This window comes from Clostridium sp. YIM B02506, from assembly GCF_022324845.1.
In the GTDB taxonomy this organism is placed as follows: domain Bacteria; phylum Bacillota; class Clostridia; order Clostridiales; family Clostridiaceae; genus Clostridium_T; species Clostridium_T intestinale.
Genome location: NZ_JAKGTG010000044.1, coordinates 1 through 14,484 on the forward strand (window position 1 = coordinate 1; position 14,484 = coordinate 14,484).

A 14,484-nucleotide genomic window follows, 5' to 3' on the forward strand; every position below is an offset into this window, starting at 1 on the left:
GCAAGAAAGCAAGAAAGCAAGAAAGCAAGAAAGCAAGAAAGCAAGAAAGCAAGAAAGCAAGAAAGCAAGAAAAGAAGAATTCTTGAATTCTTCTTTTCTTGAATCTCTTAAAAAACCACTTTTACAGGGATGTAGTTAAAAATACTTAAATTTTATTAATCCTAGGCTCAGAAGGACTTATATAAATGGTTTTATTTTGAGAATATATAACCATTCCAGGCTTTGAGCCGTTAGGTTTTTTTATGTATCTAACAGGTGTATAGTCAACCGGAATATTAGAAGATAACTTTCCTTTACTATAAAATGCAGCTAAATTAGCGGCTTCCTTAATTGTAACTTCAGAAGGGTTACTACCTTTAATAATTACATGTGAGCCAGGAATATTTTTTGTGTGAAACCATATATCTTCTTTATTTGCAAATTTTAAGGTTAAATAGTCGTTTTGAATATTGTTTTTTCCAACATAAATATGGAATCCGTCACTAGAGATAAAATGCAAGGGTTTAGAAACCTTATTTTTATCCTTTTTTGAACTTTTCTTAAAACGAATATAACCTGTTTCTATTAATTCATTTTTTATTTCTTCAATATCGTCATAGCTTTCTGAATTGTTTAAGTTAGACAAAACAGAGGTTAAGTAATTAAACTCTTCTTCATTTTTCTCCAATTGTTCAAAAGCAGATTGCTCTGATTTTTTTAACTTATTATATTTTTTATAATAGTATTGAATATTTTCTGATGGAGTTTTATTTTCATCAAGTTCAATATCTATATATCCATCTTCAGATTCACTATAAAAATTTAATAAGCTGACTTTTTTATCACCTTTTTTTATATTATAAATATAGGAGCTTAAAATATCTGCTTTAATCTTAAAATCTTGTTTAGTAGAGCAATCTTCTATAGTAGCATTAAGTATTTTAGACTTCTTATTACATCTCTCTATATTGGTATTTATTATCTTTTGTATATCGCTAGCTTTACCTTTTAATCTATCTTGTTTATCTTTTTGTTTGTAGAAATTTTCAAGAAGTTCTGATGGATCTTCATAAATTTCCTTATTTAAATCCTTATAGATATTTAAATTTAAACAATAAAAATCTTTTAATTCCCCATTTTGATTATATAAAGTAAAAGAGGTTTCATTTAAAATATCGCTGAAAAACTTTTGAGAGTAATTATAAACTTCCTCCATATTCTTATTTAAACTATTAGAATAAAGTTCTTCACTTAAAACCTTACCAACACCAGTAAAAGTCTTACTAAAAAAACTTGAGTTAAACTTTAAGTCTTTTGTGGCTAGGAAACTATTAAATTCATCATAAGTAAATGATAGAGGATTAAGTTTGTTGCTTTCAGGTGGATAAACGTAGCTTATTCCAGGAAAAAGAACTCTATAGGAATTGATTTCTGAGGTTATGTGTTTAATAGATTCCATAATCTTATTATCTCTATCTCTTACTAAAGTTATATTACTATGTCTACCCATTATTTCTATTATTAGTTTATAAACTGAATCAAATCCCAGCTCATCTGTAGACTCAATAAGTATGCTTAAAATACGATCATTTTCATATTGAGTAATTTCTCTTATTTTACCATTTGTTAAATATTTTCTTAAAACCATACAAAACATTGGGGCTTTTAGTGGATTTACCTTAGATTCTTTAGTAAAATGAATACGAGGATAGTTACTTGAGGAAGAAATTAATAGTTTTCTGTTTTTTCCTCCAGTTCTTAATGTAAAAATTATCTCATCTTTTTCAGGTTGATTTATTTTATCTATTTTTGCATTCAATAAAAGTGGTCTTAAATAATTTATATAATTGTGTAGAAAAACACCATCTAATGCCATTGTAGTCTCCTTTCAAAAAACATATAAATTTAGTATACACGTTTAAAATAATTGTATCAAGGTGGAGGTAAAGAAATGAAGTTTTATAAGATGCATGGAAATGGAAATGATTTTATTGTAATTGATGATAGAAATGAGACTTTTTTAGGGAAAGAAAGTGAGCTAGCTAAAAAGGTATGTCATAGACACTTTGGTATTGGAGCAGATGGAGTACTTTTAGTTAGGAATAACAAGGAAGCGGATTCAGAAATGGTTATAATTAATTCTGATGGCTCATATGCAGCTATGTGTGGTAATGGCTTAAGATGCTTCATAAAGTACATATATGATTTAGAAATTGTTAAAAAGAGCAAGATGAAAATAATGACTGGCGATGGACTTAAGGATGTGGATATAAAGCTTATTGGAGATCAAATCTCTGAAATAAAGGTGTTTATGGGTAAAGCTAGTTATGAACCAAATAAAATACCAGTAAAAATAAAAGAAAAATTAAAAGATTTTGAACTACATGCAAATAATAAAGAATATAATATTACATCTATGTTATTAGGAGTTCCACATACTGTTATATTTGAAGAAGAAGAAACAGATATAACGGAAGGTAGAGCAATTGAAAAACATGAAATTTTTCCTGAAGGAACAAATGTTAATTTTTGTGAGGTACTTGATAGGGATAATATAAAAGTGAGAACTTGGGAAAGAGGAGCAGGGGCAACTTTAGCTTGTGGTACTGGAAATTGTGCTGCGGCCGTTGCGGCTTTTGATAAAGGATATACAAATAAACAGGTTAAGGTACATGTTCCAGGTGGGGTTTTAGAAGTATTAATTGAAACGGAAGGAGTATATATGATTGGAAATGCGGAAGTTATTTGTAATGGAGAGGTATATATATAAACTAACAAAATGAAGAATGCTAGGTTGATATGTGTTTTTATAATAACCTCATGCCTTCTTTTTGTTTCATGTAAAAATACACAAGTTGAAAACAATAAACCTGAGAATGAAATAACCTTTAAAAACTATGAAGGAATTAATAAAGTAAGTGTAATTTATGATAGGAATGGAAAGATATCTTTAATTAGCGATATTTATAAAAATGAAGTTCTTTCAAAAAATGAAGACGGATATGTTTTATCCTATAGAAAAGAAACTAACTCATATTTAAAAACTTCAGAGATTTCTGAAGAAAAAAAGTTGGTTTTAGGGATAAATAATAAAGAATATACATTAAAAGATTTCACCGATTTATTTAGTGCTAAACAGTCTCCAAAAGGGAATAAGGTTTTGTATAAGAAATATAATGAAGCTGAGGAAGTTGAGTTTTCTATATTTGATAGCTCTAATGAAAAAGATATTCCCTTGGAAATAAACACTTTAATATCAGGTGAAAACTACTTTTGGAAAGATAATAATACTATCATTTATTATGGAATTAATGATAAGGAAAATAAAAATGGGATATATTCTTATAATATATCCTCAGATGAAGAAACTTTATTGTATGAGCTTAAGCAAGGAATAATAGAATATATGCAATTGACTGATGAATATATTTACTTTATGCTCAATTCTTTAAATGGAAAAAAAGAAGTAAATAGATTTTCCATAAAGGATAAAAGCTTAGTCAAAATTACAGATAAATTTAAGTATATTAGTTCCGTAGCTGAAGAAGCAGGAAGTATATATATATTAGGGGAAGAAGAAAGCAGTGGTATCTCTATATATAGTATTATAGATGGTAAACTAAAAAGAGTAATATATGATTTTCCTAGGCAAATAGATCCTGATAGAGGGATGATTAAAGATAAAGATGGAAATATATTGTTTATAGGATATGAAAATATTAAAGAAGATGAAGATGTTTATGTTTATAGTACAGTAGATAAGGGTACAAAAATCATTTCTAAAAAAGTAGGGAAGTATTTCTTTATAGAAACAAACTAAATTTAAGTTTGTTTCTTTTTTTATGTTTATTTTGTGAAAAATAGTCAAGTATTATAGTTAAGAGGTGAATCTTATGAAAAATATTGAATCTATTTCGCTTAATTTAATAGACATAACCCTTCTCAATAAAGTACCCTTTGAAATATGTCAGAAGTATAAGATTTTACCCCTAGGGAGATTCAAGGGGAAGATTTACGTTGGTATGGAGGAAATAAAAAAAGAATATATAAGGTATTTAGAGCAAAATCTTTCTGAAGCCATTGTTCCGGTAAAAATTGATAAAGAAAATATAACCAAGCTCATATATGATGGCTTTGGTGTTAAAATTCATGACAGAAACAAATACATAGAAGAAAATATAATAAGTGATGCTATTGATAAAAATGCTTCAGATGTACATTTTGAGCCATTTGAAAAAGAAGTTAATATTAGGTTTCGACTAAATGGGTCTCTTATACTTTGTTATAAGATTACTCGTGAAGAATATGAGGCAGTAGTTTCAAGAATTAAAGTTAAAGGTAATATGGACATAGCTGACAAGCTGAAGGCTCAAGATGGAAAGATGGTATATAATTATAACGAAAATTTTTTGGATTTAAGGATATCATCCTTGCCTACTTATTATGGGGAAAAGATAGTTATAAGAATAATGTACAACAATGAAGATGATAAAAATCTTGAATCCTTGAGCTTTGATAAAAGAGACTTAGAATATATAAATAAATTAATTTCTATGAATAGTGGCATGATTTTAATAAATGGGCCCACTGGGTCTGGAAAATCTACGACGCTTTATTCTATTTTGAAAAAGGAAAATAGTAAGGACTTAAATATTATGACAATAGAGGATCCTGTAGAGGTTCTTATTAATGGAATAAATCAAGTTAATGTTAGCAGAAATGAGAGTGGTGATATTACCTTTCATTCTGGCTTAAGGAGCATTTTAAGACAAGACCCAGACATTATTATGGTTGGCGAGATACGTGATGAAGAAACAGCTAAGATAGCTGTTAGAGCGGCTATTACAGGTCACAAAGTGTATTCAACAATTCATACTAAAAGTTCTTACGAAGTATTTAAAAGATTAAAAGAGATGAAAGTTGAAGAGTATTTAATAGTAGATTCTATAATTGGAGTAATATCCCAAAGACTAATTAAAAGATTGTGCGATAAATGCAAAAAAGAATTTTATGTAGAAGAAGATTTAATAAAAAAATATAAACTTAAAAATAGTAGATACTTTAAGAAAAATGGATGTAAATATTGCAATAATACAGGATATTCAGGCAGAGTTTTGGTTTATGATTTACTTTTGATGAATAGTGAAAACAGAGAAAAGATAAGAAAATATTTATCAGGAAGTTATGATTTTTCAAGTGATTCAGAACATTTGAATAAATGCCTAGAGTATTTGGAACAAGGAGTAATTGATTTTGACGGTTTTAGAGAATTTGTAGATGGTGATATTTATGAAGATTAATAGAAAAGAAATAAACTATGAGAATTTGAGTTATATTTTAATTAATATTTCAGAAATGATAGATAGTGGCATAAATATTTTAGCAGCCATGGACATACTTGAAGATGGAATAGATGGTAGTAGAAATAAATTAATAATAAACAGGATGAAAGAGAATATAAAAAGTGGACACAGCATATCAGAAGCCTTTAAGAGTGAGGATTCAATGCCAAAGTTATGCAATGAATTAGTAGCAATAGCAGAAGAAACAGGAAGCTTAAATAAAGTTTTAATACAATTATCAAATTATTATAAGAAGCTATATTCATTTAAGAAGCAAGTAATAAGTTCATTGGCATACCCTATTATATTATTTTTAATGCTTGTAATTATGGTTGTGTTTTTATTTATAATGTTAGTTCCTAGTTTCAGTGAAATGTATGCCTCCATGGAAATCGTTCCATCATGGCTTCTTGGAAAACTATTTAATCTTAGAGAATTTGCAGACAAAAATACTCTTATTTTCTATCTATATACAGTTAGCTATGGGATAGTGATACCTTACGTAGTTGTAGTTTATTTTTTAAAGGAATTAGCAATTAGAAATATATTAAAATTAAAGATTGTTTTTCAATATAAAGAGTATATTATGCTTATGATGCTCAACATGATTTTTGAGAGTGGAATAAATCTACAAAGGGCTTTTAGCAAGTTTTCAAAAGAAATTAAAAATCCATTAATTAAAAGTCATATAAAAGAAATAAATGATGGGTTACTTAAAGGAAAGTCTTTAAAGTTTACACTAAAACAAGAAAAAATATTTTCAGAATATACTTTAGCGGTAATTAGTATTGGGGAAGAGATAGGAAAACTTAGTGAGAATATAAATAGAGCAATGATAAAATCAGAGGAAAATTTAGTGCAAAAAACTAAAAAGATATCAGGTGCAATACAACCAACATTTATATTAATAATTAGTTTTCTCATTGTAGGGATAGTATTAACATTTCTTATGCCTTTATATCAAGGAATAAAAATATGAGGAAGAAAGGTTTTACATTAATTGAAGTAATATGTGCTTTAGCTATTTTGAGCCTTTTTGCAGCAACTACTATGACTATAATTAAACCTATGATAAAAATCTCTAAAGAGCAAGAAGCACAGACGGTAGTATATTTAACTGAGGATTTACTTTGTTATGGTAAGCTTTATAGTAAATATAATGAAACTTATCTTAATGGAGTTATAGATAAGAACAAAATCTATATTTATGCTAGCGGCTTTAGTAGAACTTACGAGTTACCTAAAGGTTATGAATATTATACAAGTAATTCAAAGAAAACTTTTAAAATAAATAATAAAGGTGAAATAGATATTTCCACTACGATATATCTAAAGTTTGAAGGAGAAAATGTAGCAGGGATATCTATAACAGTAGGAAGTGAAACATTAAATGTTAAGTAAAAAGAAAGGCAATGTATTAATTGAAATACCTATAGTAATTGCAGTAATAGCAATAGTTATAGTAATATCTTTTGAAGCTATGATTAAAGCTAATAAGATGTATAAGGTTAGAAATGATGTAAGAAAAAATACAGTAATTTTCAAGAGTGTAGTAGGAGAACTTAGATATAACTCTAAATACAATGAAATGAAAGACAAAATAGGGGAAAGTAGTACTTTTTATATAAATGAAGAAAATTTGATTTTAGATAAAATGAAGGTAAGTAATATTAAAGACCTTCTGGATAATAATTTGATAAATGATAAAAAGTTTGTACAAGTGGATGCGCATAAAAATTCAGATGTAATTTCTTTAGAAATTTCATTAAAAGGGGAGAACTCTCATGACTTAGACTTAAGAGAGTTAGTTTATATATCGGAGAACTTGGAGCTATGAAGAAAAAAGGTTTTACATTAATTGAGGTTATTGTGTATATTTCCATAGGAACTGTATTAATTACATTGATGATAGGAGTAATCTTTAACCTGGTAAAATTTCGAAAAGATTATATAAAAAGATCAATAGAAGAAGACATGGTCACTAATGGAATAATATCTATTTCAAGTAGATTAAGCAAAGGACAGCTTAAAAATATAGAAGTTGAAAATAATAAAACAATAGCAATAAATGAAAATGACAATGAAACATCTAAAATAACCTTATATAATGGAGCAGATTTAGCGGTATGTTATTATGAAGGCAATAGGCTACTAACTGTAAATAAGATAATAACAGGAATAAGTGATTTTGAAGTTGTCAAAAAACAAAAATTAGTCTATATAAAAATTAGTATTGAGGAAAATGTATATGAAGAAGTTTTTAAAATCTAAAAAGGGCAATGTATTATTAATTGTCCCCGTGTATTTAGTGGCAATATCAATAATTGTAACTTTAATATATAAAATAATGACAATTAATTCTGCTAAAAGCTACATATATCCATATAAATATAACTCTACAGAAGTTTTTGAAGAGAGTGAACTAACATTAGTTAATAATTATATAAAAAAGATAGATAAAACCAATATAACAAATACTGAGGAATTAAAAAGCTATCTTATAAACAATAGGATAGTAGAAACATTAGGTACAAGTAAAATTTATTATGATAATGGGCAAGATTGTATATACATAGAGAGAAAAATAAAAGAAGGAACAATAAAAAACAGGCTAAGTTATCGATTTGAAGATGAAAAGATAATAATAAGTTTAACTAAATATTATGAAGGAGTGTAAGAACTATGATAGGTTCAAAAGAAATCATTATAGATGACAATTACATTACTTTTTCTAATCAAAAAAGGAAGTTTAAGTTGACTGAGTTTGACAAATACAAAAAGGAATTAAAGGGTAAACTCAAGGTTATTTTAATTAATACAAGAATGGAAGTAATTAAAGTAATGTTAAATAAAAATGAAACTATTGAAAAGGTAATAGATGAAAATTTTTATAACCCAAAAGACAAATTGTTTCATTATATTAAAAACAAAAAATCCAATGACTTAATATTATACTCCATAGATAAACCTATGATTTTAGATAAGTTAATGGAGAGTGGACGGATAATTGCTATAAAACCATATGAGTTTATGCTTTTAAAGAAATATTCACCAAAGAAAAATATATTATTTAAGCCCTATGCATCTAAGGAAAAGAATAATAAAAAAATAATTATACACTCGGATTTTGGGAGATTGTTTTTATTAGCTATAGATGAAGATGAGTTGGTTTATAGTAAAAATATTAATCTTAATGAGTTTAGAGAGCTTAATAATTATATAAAGTTGTCAAAGACAAAAATGTTAAAAGAAAAAGAAGATAAAATAGAATTTAAATTCGGTAATATTGAAAAAGGTTATTTAGATAAAGTTTTAGCTATGGAAGAGGTGGAAGTTAGAAGTGAGGAAGTTTAAAAATTTTATACCCTTAGATTATGAGGATAAGGAGAAAGTAAAAAGTGAATTTAGGGTTAAGAAAATTATAAAATTATTACTACTTATAAATTTATTACTCATTCCCCTAGCAGTTTCTAATATTAAAACTCAAGTTTTTAATAAAGAAGAAAAAAACTTAACTGTTAATGTAAAAGGTGAATTAATACCAATAGATAAAATAAGAATAGTGATGGATAAAGCTAGTGAATTAAATAGCGAAATTAAGATTAATAATTACAATTTTATTATAAAAACTTCAAAACTAGATAATAATGATAAGATGTTTCAGGAATTATATAAAAATAAGAAGATAAAAATTGAATCTGTAAATCACGGCGAAGATTTTGATGAAATAAAGGGTGTGTTAAATGAATAAAAAAGTTCTGGTTAAACTTACTCTTTTAATAATCTTTTCTATAGGAAATATAATAGCTATTAATTATAAAGCCCCCGCTAAAGATATACCTAATAAAGTCAATATTCCTATAAGTTATGAGAATGTCAAAGAGTCTTTAGATAAAATAGATAATCTAATTATAGAAAAAGAAGAGTTTAAAGAAGATATTATTAAAGTATCAACCACATTAACAGGAGAAAAGAAAGAGCTTGAAGAATTAATAAAAGAGATAAACTCAAACAAATTTATTAATGGAGTGGAGAATATATCAATAGAAAAATATCAAGAGAATTGGAAGTGGAATGGAGTAATAGTATTTAATTCTTATGTAGAATACAGAAATCTTCATAAAAATGAATAAATTGCTTAAAAGAATTGCATTCAAACAAGAGTTTTGATAAAATATCATTGTTGTTTAAATATAATAAATAACCCTTATCTAGGTAATTTAATTAGTATGATTTATTTATAAGGGGTTATAATATATAATGAATTAATACATTTTGGAGGGAAACTTAATGATATCAGCTAGTGATTTAAGAAAAGGCGCTACTTTTGAATTTGATGGACAAGTGTTTACTGTTTTAGACTTTTTACATGTTAAACCAGGTAAAGGAGCTGCATTTGTTAGAACAAAATTAAGAAATGTAATTGCAGGCGGAGTTGTAGACAGAACATTTAACCCAACTGAAAAATTCCAAGAAGCTGTTATAGAAAGAAAAGAAATGCAATATTTGTACTCTGATGGAGAATTATATTACTTCATGGATCAAGAAACTTTTGAGCAAATTCCACTTAACTTTGAAAAAGTAGAAGAAGCAATAAAGTACTTAAAAGAAAATATGTTTGCAATTATTAAATTCTATAAGGGAGAGGCTTTCTCTGTTGAAGCACCTAACTTTGTTGAATTATTAGTAACTCAAACTGAGCCAGGAGTAAAAGGTAATACAAGTACAAATGCATTAAAACCAGCAACTGTAGAAACTGGAGCTGTAGTAAATGTACCTATGTTTGTTAATGAAGGTGATGTTATAAGAGTTGACACTAGAACTGGGGACTACATGGAAAGAGTATAATATTAGCGCTAAGTCATAAGACTTAGCCCTTTTATTATAAGTGAGGAAGTGTAATTATGAATTTTAGAGATGAACTTGAAAATTTAGAATTACTACTTAAGGCTATTCCTGAAACTGATAAAAAAATCTTAGATTCATTTTCTAATATATTAAAAGGGTTTAATAATAGATTAGAAGAAATTGAAGTAAATATAGAAACTTTACAAGAGAACGTAGAGTTTTTAAATAGTGATTTATCTGAAATTCAAGATGATTTATTTGAAGAAGTAAGTTTAGAGGATCTAGAGGATTTTGATGAAGGTTTTGAGGAAGTAACTTGTAGTAATTGTAATAAGCCAATATTTATAGAAAAAAGTGCTTTAGTGAATAACGAAATAATTCCTTGTCCATTTTGTGGAGAAAGCATAGAATAAAAAAAGAATGTCACATGACTATATTTAAATAGGAGTGGCATTCTTTTTTTTATGTAATTTTATTTTACATATTTTATTTATGTAGTTATATTTTTGGAAAAACATAAATAGAATTTATTGTAAGTGGAGGTGATGTTATGGATAGATATAATTCAATAATAGAGATATTACCAGAGACTATATTAAATAAAATAAGGCAAATTGATATGAATATTTTGCAGGAGCTTAGAATTAAGGTTGGATTACCTCTAATACTTGAAACCAATGTAGGAGAAAAAGTTATTGATTATATCTGTAGATACGAAGATTTAAAAACAATCACACAGAGAGTATCTAAATATTCTATGTATGCTTTTGAAGAAGACATAAGGCAAGGTTTTATAACTATAAAGGGTGGACATAGAATTGGATTAACAGGTGAATGGGTTATAGAAAAAGAAAAAGTAAAAACCATAAGAAATATTTCATCTTTAAATATCAGAGTTACTAAAGAAATATTGGGAGCAGCAGATTCAGTTATTCCATATATAACAAGTAAAAATAATGTTATTAATACTATAATAATTTCTCCCCCTAAGTGTGGGAAGACCACCCTTTTAAGAGACATAACTAGAACCTTATCAAACGGAATAAGTTCTAGAGGATTTAAAGGAAAAAAAATATCTGTTATAGATGAACGAAGTGAAATTGGGGCTTGTTTTAAAGGCATACCTCAAATGGATTTAGGAATTAGAACAGATGTATTTGACAATTGTATAAAAAGTGAAGGAATGTTTATGGCAATAAGGAGTATGTCCCCAGAAGTTATAATCTGTGATGAAATAGGTACAAGTAAGGATGTGGATGCACTTATAAAGGCATTTAGTTCAGGAGTTAATATTATAACATCCATACATGGATATGGAATAAAGGATTTATATAACAGAGAGATATTCAAAGATCTCTTGATAAATAGAGTTATAAAAAGAGTTGTAGTACTTAGTAATAATAAGGGACCTGGAACCATTGAACAGATAAAAGAATTGGGGGAGGGAAGAGTGTGATTAAAGGTATTCTTTTTCTAGGAATATTTATATGCTCAACATATTTAGGATTCAGCTTAGGTGAAAGCTTCATAAAGAGATATACACATTTAAGAACTTTGGAAAAATCATTAGTGTTAATGCAAAATCAAATATTATACGTCTATACTCCTCTGCCAGAAGTATTTGAATTTCTAACAGAAAAAGTTGAGGGGATATGGAAAGAATTTTTTAAGAATATATCTGAACTGTTAACTAATAATTTTACTGATGATGTATATGGAGCATTTAAAGACAGCATAAACAAGTACAAAGATAAGCTCTATTTAAAAAATGAAGATCTAGACTTAATAATTGATTTTTCAAAGTCATTAGGTGAGTCTGGGACATATGGGCAGGAACAGATATTTAGCTTAACTTTAAGCAATTTAAAAAATCATATAGAGGAAGCTAGAGAATTAAAAGAGAAAAATTGTAAAATGTACAGATATCTAGGGGTGTGTTTAGGTGCTGTAGTTATAATATTTTTAATTTAGGAGGGTATTATGTTAGACATTAACATGCTATTTAAAATAGCGGCAGCAGGTATTTTAATAATAATAATAGAAAAGGTACTAAAATCATCAGGTAAAGAAGATATTTCAACATTAACTAATATAGCGGGAGTTGTAATCATATTGCTGATGATAATTAATCTAATATCTAAGTTATTTGATTCCATTAAAACCATGTTTATGTTTTAGGGAGGAATTATGGACATAATTAAAATTATAGCTTTTTCTTTAGTTTCTTTGTTTCTTTTTATGTATTTTAAAGAAGAAAAGCCTAGTGTAGCTACTCAAATATCACTTGTAAGTGGAGTATTACTTCTTTTATTTTTATTAAGTCCAATAGGTGAAGTAATTACATTCTTAAAGGATATGTCTTCAAAAGCGGATATAGATAGTTTTTATATTACGTTAGTACTAAAAATAGTTGGGATAACATATATAGCTACATTTGCTACAGAAATATGTAAAGAGGCAGGAGCTCAAGGAATAGCAAGTAGAATAGAATTGGCAGCTAAAATACTAATATTGGTCATAGCTATGCCTATATTAATGGGGGTACTAGATGCAATATTAAAAATAATGTAGAGGTATTATATGAAAAAAATGATAAGATTTTTACTAATCTTTTTTATATTAAGTATATCATTAACAAAGTTCACTTTTGCAAGTGAAGTAACAAATAGCTCTGATTCTTTGGAGCAGAGTAATAACGTTCAACAACTATATGACTATATAACAAAAATGAAAGATGATAACGAGTTAGTAAATGAATTAAATATAAGCGATTATATTAAAAACTATGTATCAAAAGGAGATGGAGGAGTATCAACTTCAGATCTAGCTAAGATAACTTTTTCAGTAATTTTAAAAGAAAGTAAGACGGTATTGAAGCTATTAATTTCAGTAGTTGTTATGGCTATAATCTGTTCACTTTTAAAAAATCTGCAGGATGCATTTGGAGGTTCACATAGTGATATAGCTTTTTATGCTTGTTATGCAATTTTAATAATACTATTGTCTAAAAGTTTTTTAGTATCAATAGACTTAGCTAAAAATACAATTAATGGCTTAACAGATTTTATGATGGCATTACTGCCAGTTCTGGTGTTTTTGATAGGGTCTGTAGGAGGAATAACTCAAGCAGCAACTATGGATCCAATACTTATGGGAGCTGTGACAATAGTTCCTAGGATATACGTAGATTTTATAATTCCTATGATTCTAATGAGTTTTGTACTTAATTTTGTTAATAATATTTCAAATGAGCATAAGATAAATAATATATGCAAATTGTTTAAACAAGTTACTTTATGGGTTCAGGGAATATTAGTAACAACTTTAATAGGGTTACTTACAATAAGAGGAATAACATCAAATGCTATAGATGCAGTGACATTAAAGACAGCTAAATTTGCGGTAGATAATTTTATACCCATTGTTGGTAAGGCATTTTCAGATGCTATTGCATCAGTAGCAGGTTATGCAGTTTTATTAAAAAATTCTATATCATCTTTAGGGCTACTTATAGTATTTCTTACCATATTAATACCAATTTTAAAATTAGTTTTAATTTCGTTTATGTACAAGTTATCATCTGCACTAGTAGAACCAGTTTGTGATAGCAGAATAACCAATTGTATAGCAGCTGCTGGAGATTATGTAGTTATGATTATTTCATGCATATTATCTATTTCACTTATGTTTTTTATTATGGTATCGGTGATGGCATCTACAGGTAAGTTTATTTTAGGAGGATAGCTATGGAATTAGTAAAAGATTGGGTTATAAAAATAGCTGTAACTTTAGTTTTTATGACAGCAGTAGAAATGTTAATAGTCAATAACTCCTTTAAAAAGTATGTTAAATTTGTTCTTGGCCTAATGCTTATAGTTGTTATCATAACACCATTAATAAACTTAGTTAGCAAATCAGACAATACTTTCATTGATACTTTTAGTAAGTATGAAAAACAATTAGAAGAAACAAGTAATGAGTCAAAAACTGTTGAGGCTAATGTAACAACGAAAAAGAAAATATTAGAAAATCTTCAAAATAACATAAATTCATCATTGAAAACAAAATTTGAAAATATGAATTTTGAAAGTGAAGTTCAAGGGGAAGTAGATTTAAATAAATTTGACATAAATATAAAACTTTTAAATATATATGTTTACGATGGAGGAATTGCTCCCGTAAAGAAAATAGAAATAGGTTCTTCTACTAAAAAAGAAGAAAGTAATGTTAAAAATAGTAAGGAAATTAAAGAATATTTAAGTGGTGAGTTGAAAATTGATAAAAGTAAAATAAACATATATTCAGCTAAATAAGG

20 protein-coding genes are annotated in these 14,484 nt (G+C 27.1%); 19 read left to right on the forward strand and 1 reads right to left on the reverse strand.

Translation table 11 applies throughout. The annotated features are described in order from the left end of the window. Window positions 1-145: 145 nt before the first annotated feature. Window positions 146-1,855 (reverse strand): NFACT RNA binding domain-containing protein, encoded by a 1,710-nt coding sequence (locus tag L1S49_RS21455; protein WP_238907355.1) that lies wholly within the window; start codon window positions 1,853-1,855, stop codon window positions 146-148. A gap of 75 nt (window positions 1,856-1,930) precedes the next feature. Between L1S49_RS21455 and dapF the strand changes: the two genes are divergently transcribed. From dapF to spoIIIAF, 19 genes are all read left to right on the forward strand, one after another. Continuing rightward, window positions 1,931-2,749, forward strand: coding sequence for a diaminopimelate epimerase (gene dapF / locus L1S49_RS21460; RefSeq protein ID WP_238907356.1), 819 nt, complete (start codon window positions 1,931-1,933; stop codon window positions 2,747-2,749). Window positions 2,750-2,758: 9 nt separating this feature from the next. Next, window positions 2,759-3,799: a hypothetical protein gene (locus L1S49_RS21465; RefSeq protein WP_238907357.1), complete on the forward strand. Its 1,041-nt coding sequence runs from the start codon at window positions 2,759-2,761 to the stop codon at window positions 3,797-3,799. A 73-nt stretch (window positions 3,800-3,872) separates the two neighbouring features. Next, window positions 3,873-5,279: a GspE/PulE family protein gene (locus tag L1S49_RS21470; protein WP_238907358.1), complete on the forward strand. Its 1,407-nt coding sequence runs from the start codon at window positions 3,873-3,875 to the stop codon at window positions 5,277-5,279. Beyond that, window positions 5,269-6,300: a type II secretion system F family protein gene (locus L1S49_RS21475; protein WP_238907359.1), complete on the forward strand. Its 1,032-nt coding sequence runs from the start codon at window positions 5,269-5,271 to the stop codon at window positions 6,298-6,300. The genes L1S49_RS21470 and L1S49_RS21475 overlap by 11 nt, the downstream gene beginning before the upstream one ends. After that, entirely contained in the window at window positions 6,297-6,722 is a 426-nt protein-coding gene (locus tag L1S49_RS21480) for a type II secretion system protein (RefSeq protein WP_238907360.1), read from the forward strand. The genes L1S49_RS21475 and L1S49_RS21480 overlap by 4 nt, the downstream gene beginning before the upstream one ends. Beyond that, on the forward strand, window positions 6,712-7,158 hold the full coding sequence (locus L1S49_RS21485; RefSeq protein ID WP_238907361.1) for a hypothetical protein: 447 nt from the start codon (window positions 6,712-6,714) through the stop codon (window positions 7,156-7,158). The genes L1S49_RS21480 and L1S49_RS21485 overlap by 11 nt, the downstream gene beginning before the upstream one ends. Continuing rightward, window positions 7,155-7,592 carry a prepilin-type N-terminal cleavage/methylation domain-containing protein gene (locus tag L1S49_RS21490; protein ID WP_238907362.1) on the forward strand — a complete coding sequence of 146 codons (438 nt, stop codon included), beginning with the start codon at window positions 7,155-7,157 and terminating at the stop codon, window positions 7,590-7,592. Before L1S49_RS21485 ends, L1S49_RS21490 begins: the two co-directional genes overlap by 4 nt. Next, the gene (locus L1S49_RS21495; RefSeq protein ID WP_238907363.1) at window positions 7,570-7,998 is read left to right on the forward strand and encodes a hypothetical protein; all 429 of its coding nucleotides are present in this window, start codon (window positions 7,570-7,572) and stop codon (window positions 7,996-7,998) included. The genes L1S49_RS21490 and L1S49_RS21495 overlap by 23 nt, the downstream gene beginning before the upstream one ends. A gap of 5 nt (window positions 7,999-8,003) precedes the next feature. Continuing rightward, the gene (locus tag L1S49_RS21500) at window positions 8,004-8,675 is read left to right on the forward strand and encodes a hypothetical protein (RefSeq protein WP_238907364.1); all 672 of its coding nucleotides are present in this window, start codon (window positions 8,004-8,006) and stop codon (window positions 8,673-8,675) included. After that, a complete protein-coding gene (locus tag L1S49_RS21505; protein WP_238907365.1) occupies window positions 8,662-9,072 on the forward strand; it encodes a hypothetical protein in 411 nt (136 codons plus the stop codon). The genes L1S49_RS21500 and L1S49_RS21505 overlap by 14 nt, the downstream gene beginning before the upstream one ends. Continuing rightward, on the forward strand, window positions 9,065-9,454 hold the full coding sequence (locus L1S49_RS21510; RefSeq protein ID WP_238907366.1) for a hypothetical protein: 390 nt from the start codon (window positions 9,065-9,067) through the stop codon (window positions 9,452-9,454). Before L1S49_RS21505 ends, L1S49_RS21510 begins: the two co-directional genes overlap by 8 nt. Before the next feature lie 157 nt (window positions 9,455-9,611). After that, complete coding sequence (efp, locus tag L1S49_RS21515) at window positions 9,612-10,169, forward strand: elongation factor P (RefSeq protein WP_021801442.1); 558 nt, start codon at window positions 9,612-9,614, stop codon at window positions 10,167-10,169. Between the two features lie 56 nt (window positions 10,170-10,225). Then, on the forward strand, window positions 10,226-10,582 hold the full coding sequence (locus tag L1S49_RS21520) for a CD1247 N-terminal domain-containing protein (RefSeq protein WP_073019740.1): 357 nt from the start codon (window positions 10,226-10,228) through the stop codon (window positions 10,580-10,582). Window positions 10,583-10,719: 137 nt separating this feature from the next. After that, on the forward strand, window positions 10,720-11,625 hold the full coding sequence (spoIIIAA, locus tag L1S49_RS21525; protein ID WP_238907367.1) for a stage III sporulation protein AA: 906 nt from the start codon (window positions 10,720-10,722) through the stop codon (window positions 11,623-11,625). Continuing rightward, window positions 11,622-12,140, forward strand: coding sequence for a stage III sporulation protein SpoIIIAB (spoIIIAB, locus tag L1S49_RS21530; RefSeq protein WP_238907368.1), 519 nt, complete (start codon window positions 11,622-11,624; stop codon window positions 12,138-12,140). The genes spoIIIAA and spoIIIAB overlap by 4 nt, the downstream gene beginning before the upstream one ends. A 9-nt stretch (window positions 12,141-12,149) precedes the next feature. Beyond that, entirely contained in the window at window positions 12,150-12,347 is a 198-nt protein-coding gene (gene spoIIIAC / locus L1S49_RS21535) for a stage III sporulation protein AC (RefSeq protein WP_021801445.1), read from the forward strand. A 9-nt stretch (window positions 12,348-12,356) separates the two neighbouring features. Further along, entirely contained in the window at window positions 12,357-12,740 is a 384-nt protein-coding gene (gene spoIIIAD / locus L1S49_RS21540; protein WP_021801446.1) for a stage III sporulation protein AD, read from the forward strand. Between the two features lie 18 nt (window positions 12,741-12,758). Then, window positions 12,759-13,913 (forward strand): stage III sporulation protein AE, encoded by a 1,155-nt coding sequence (gene spoIIIAE / locus L1S49_RS21545; RefSeq protein ID WP_238907380.1) that lies wholly within the window; start codon window positions 12,759-12,761, stop codon window positions 13,911-13,913. Window positions 13,914-13,915: 2 nt separating this feature from the next. Further along, complete coding sequence (spoIIIAF, locus tag L1S49_RS21550; RefSeq protein WP_073019730.1) at window positions 13,916-14,482, forward strand: stage III sporulation protein AF; 567 nt, start codon at window positions 13,916-13,918, stop codon at window positions 14,480-14,482. Window positions 14,483-14,484: the final 2 nt, after the last annotated feature.

What these genes read in the sequence shown, in the direction of transcription:
- L1S49_RS21455 (WP_238907355.1), bottom strand. Translation starts at nt 1,855, where the DNA reads ATGGCATTAGATGGTGTTTTTCTACACAATTATATAAATTATTTAAGA.
- dapF (WP_238907356.1), top strand. Translation starts at nt 1,931, where the DNA reads ATGAAGTTTTATAAGATGCATGGAAATGGAAATGATTTTATTGTAATT.
- L1S49_RS21465 (WP_238907357.1), top strand. Translation starts at nt 2,759, where the DNA reads ATGAAGAATGCTAGGTTGATATGTGTTTTTATAATAACCTCATGCCTT.
- L1S49_RS21470 (WP_238907358.1), top strand. Translation starts at nt 3,873, where the DNA reads ATGAAAAATATTGAATCTATTTCGCTTAATTTAATAGACATAACCCTT.
- L1S49_RS21475 (WP_238907359.1), top strand. Translation starts at nt 5,269, where the DNA reads ATGAAGATTAATAGAAAAGAAATAAACTATGAGAATTTGAGTTATATT.
- L1S49_RS21480 (WP_238907360.1), top strand. Translation starts at nt 6,297, where the DNA reads ATGAGGAAGAAAGGTTTTACATTAATTGAAGTAATATGTGCTTTAGCT.
- L1S49_RS21485 (WP_238907361.1), top strand. Translation starts at nt 6,712, where the DNA reads ATGTTAAGTAAAAAGAAAGGCAATGTATTAATTGAAATACCTATAGTA.
- L1S49_RS21490 (WP_238907362.1), top strand. Translation starts at nt 7,155, where the DNA reads ATGAAGAAAAAAGGTTTTACATTAATTGAGGTTATTGTGTATATTTCC.
- L1S49_RS21495 (WP_238907363.1), top strand. Translation starts at nt 7,570, where the DNA reads ATGAAGAAGTTTTTAAAATCTAAAAAGGGCAATGTATTATTAATTGTC.
- L1S49_RS21500 (WP_238907364.1), top strand. Translation starts at nt 8,004, where the DNA reads ATGATAGGTTCAAAAGAAATCATTATAGATGACAATTACATTACTTTT.
- L1S49_RS21510 (WP_238907366.1), top strand. Translation starts at nt 9,065, where the DNA reads ATGAATAAAAAAGTTCTGGTTAAACTTACTCTTTTAATAATCTTTTCT.
- efp (WP_021801442.1), top strand. Translation starts at nt 9,612, where the DNA reads ATGATATCAGCTAGTGATTTAAGAAAAGGCGCTACTTTTGAATTTGAT.
- L1S49_RS21520 (WP_073019740.1), top strand. Translation starts at nt 10,226, where the DNA reads ATGAATTTTAGAGATGAACTTGAAAATTTAGAATTACTACTTAAGGCT.
- spoIIIAA (WP_238907367.1), top strand. Translation starts at nt 10,720, where the DNA reads ATGGATAGATATAATTCAATAATAGAGATATTACCAGAGACTATATTA.
- spoIIIAC (WP_021801445.1), top strand. Translation starts at nt 12,150, where the DNA reads ATGTTAGACATTAACATGCTATTTAAAATAGCGGCAGCAGGTATTTTA.
- spoIIIAD (WP_021801446.1), top strand. Translation starts at nt 12,357, where the DNA reads ATGGACATAATTAAAATTATAGCTTTTTCTTTAGTTTCTTTGTTTCTT.
- spoIIIAE (WP_238907380.1), top strand. Translation starts at nt 12,759, where the DNA reads ATGATAAGATTTTTACTAATCTTTTTTATATTAAGTATATCATTAACA.
- spoIIIAF (WP_073019730.1), top strand. Translation starts at nt 13,916, where the DNA reads ATGGAATTAGTAAAAGATTGGGTTATAAAAATAGCTGTAACTTTAGTT.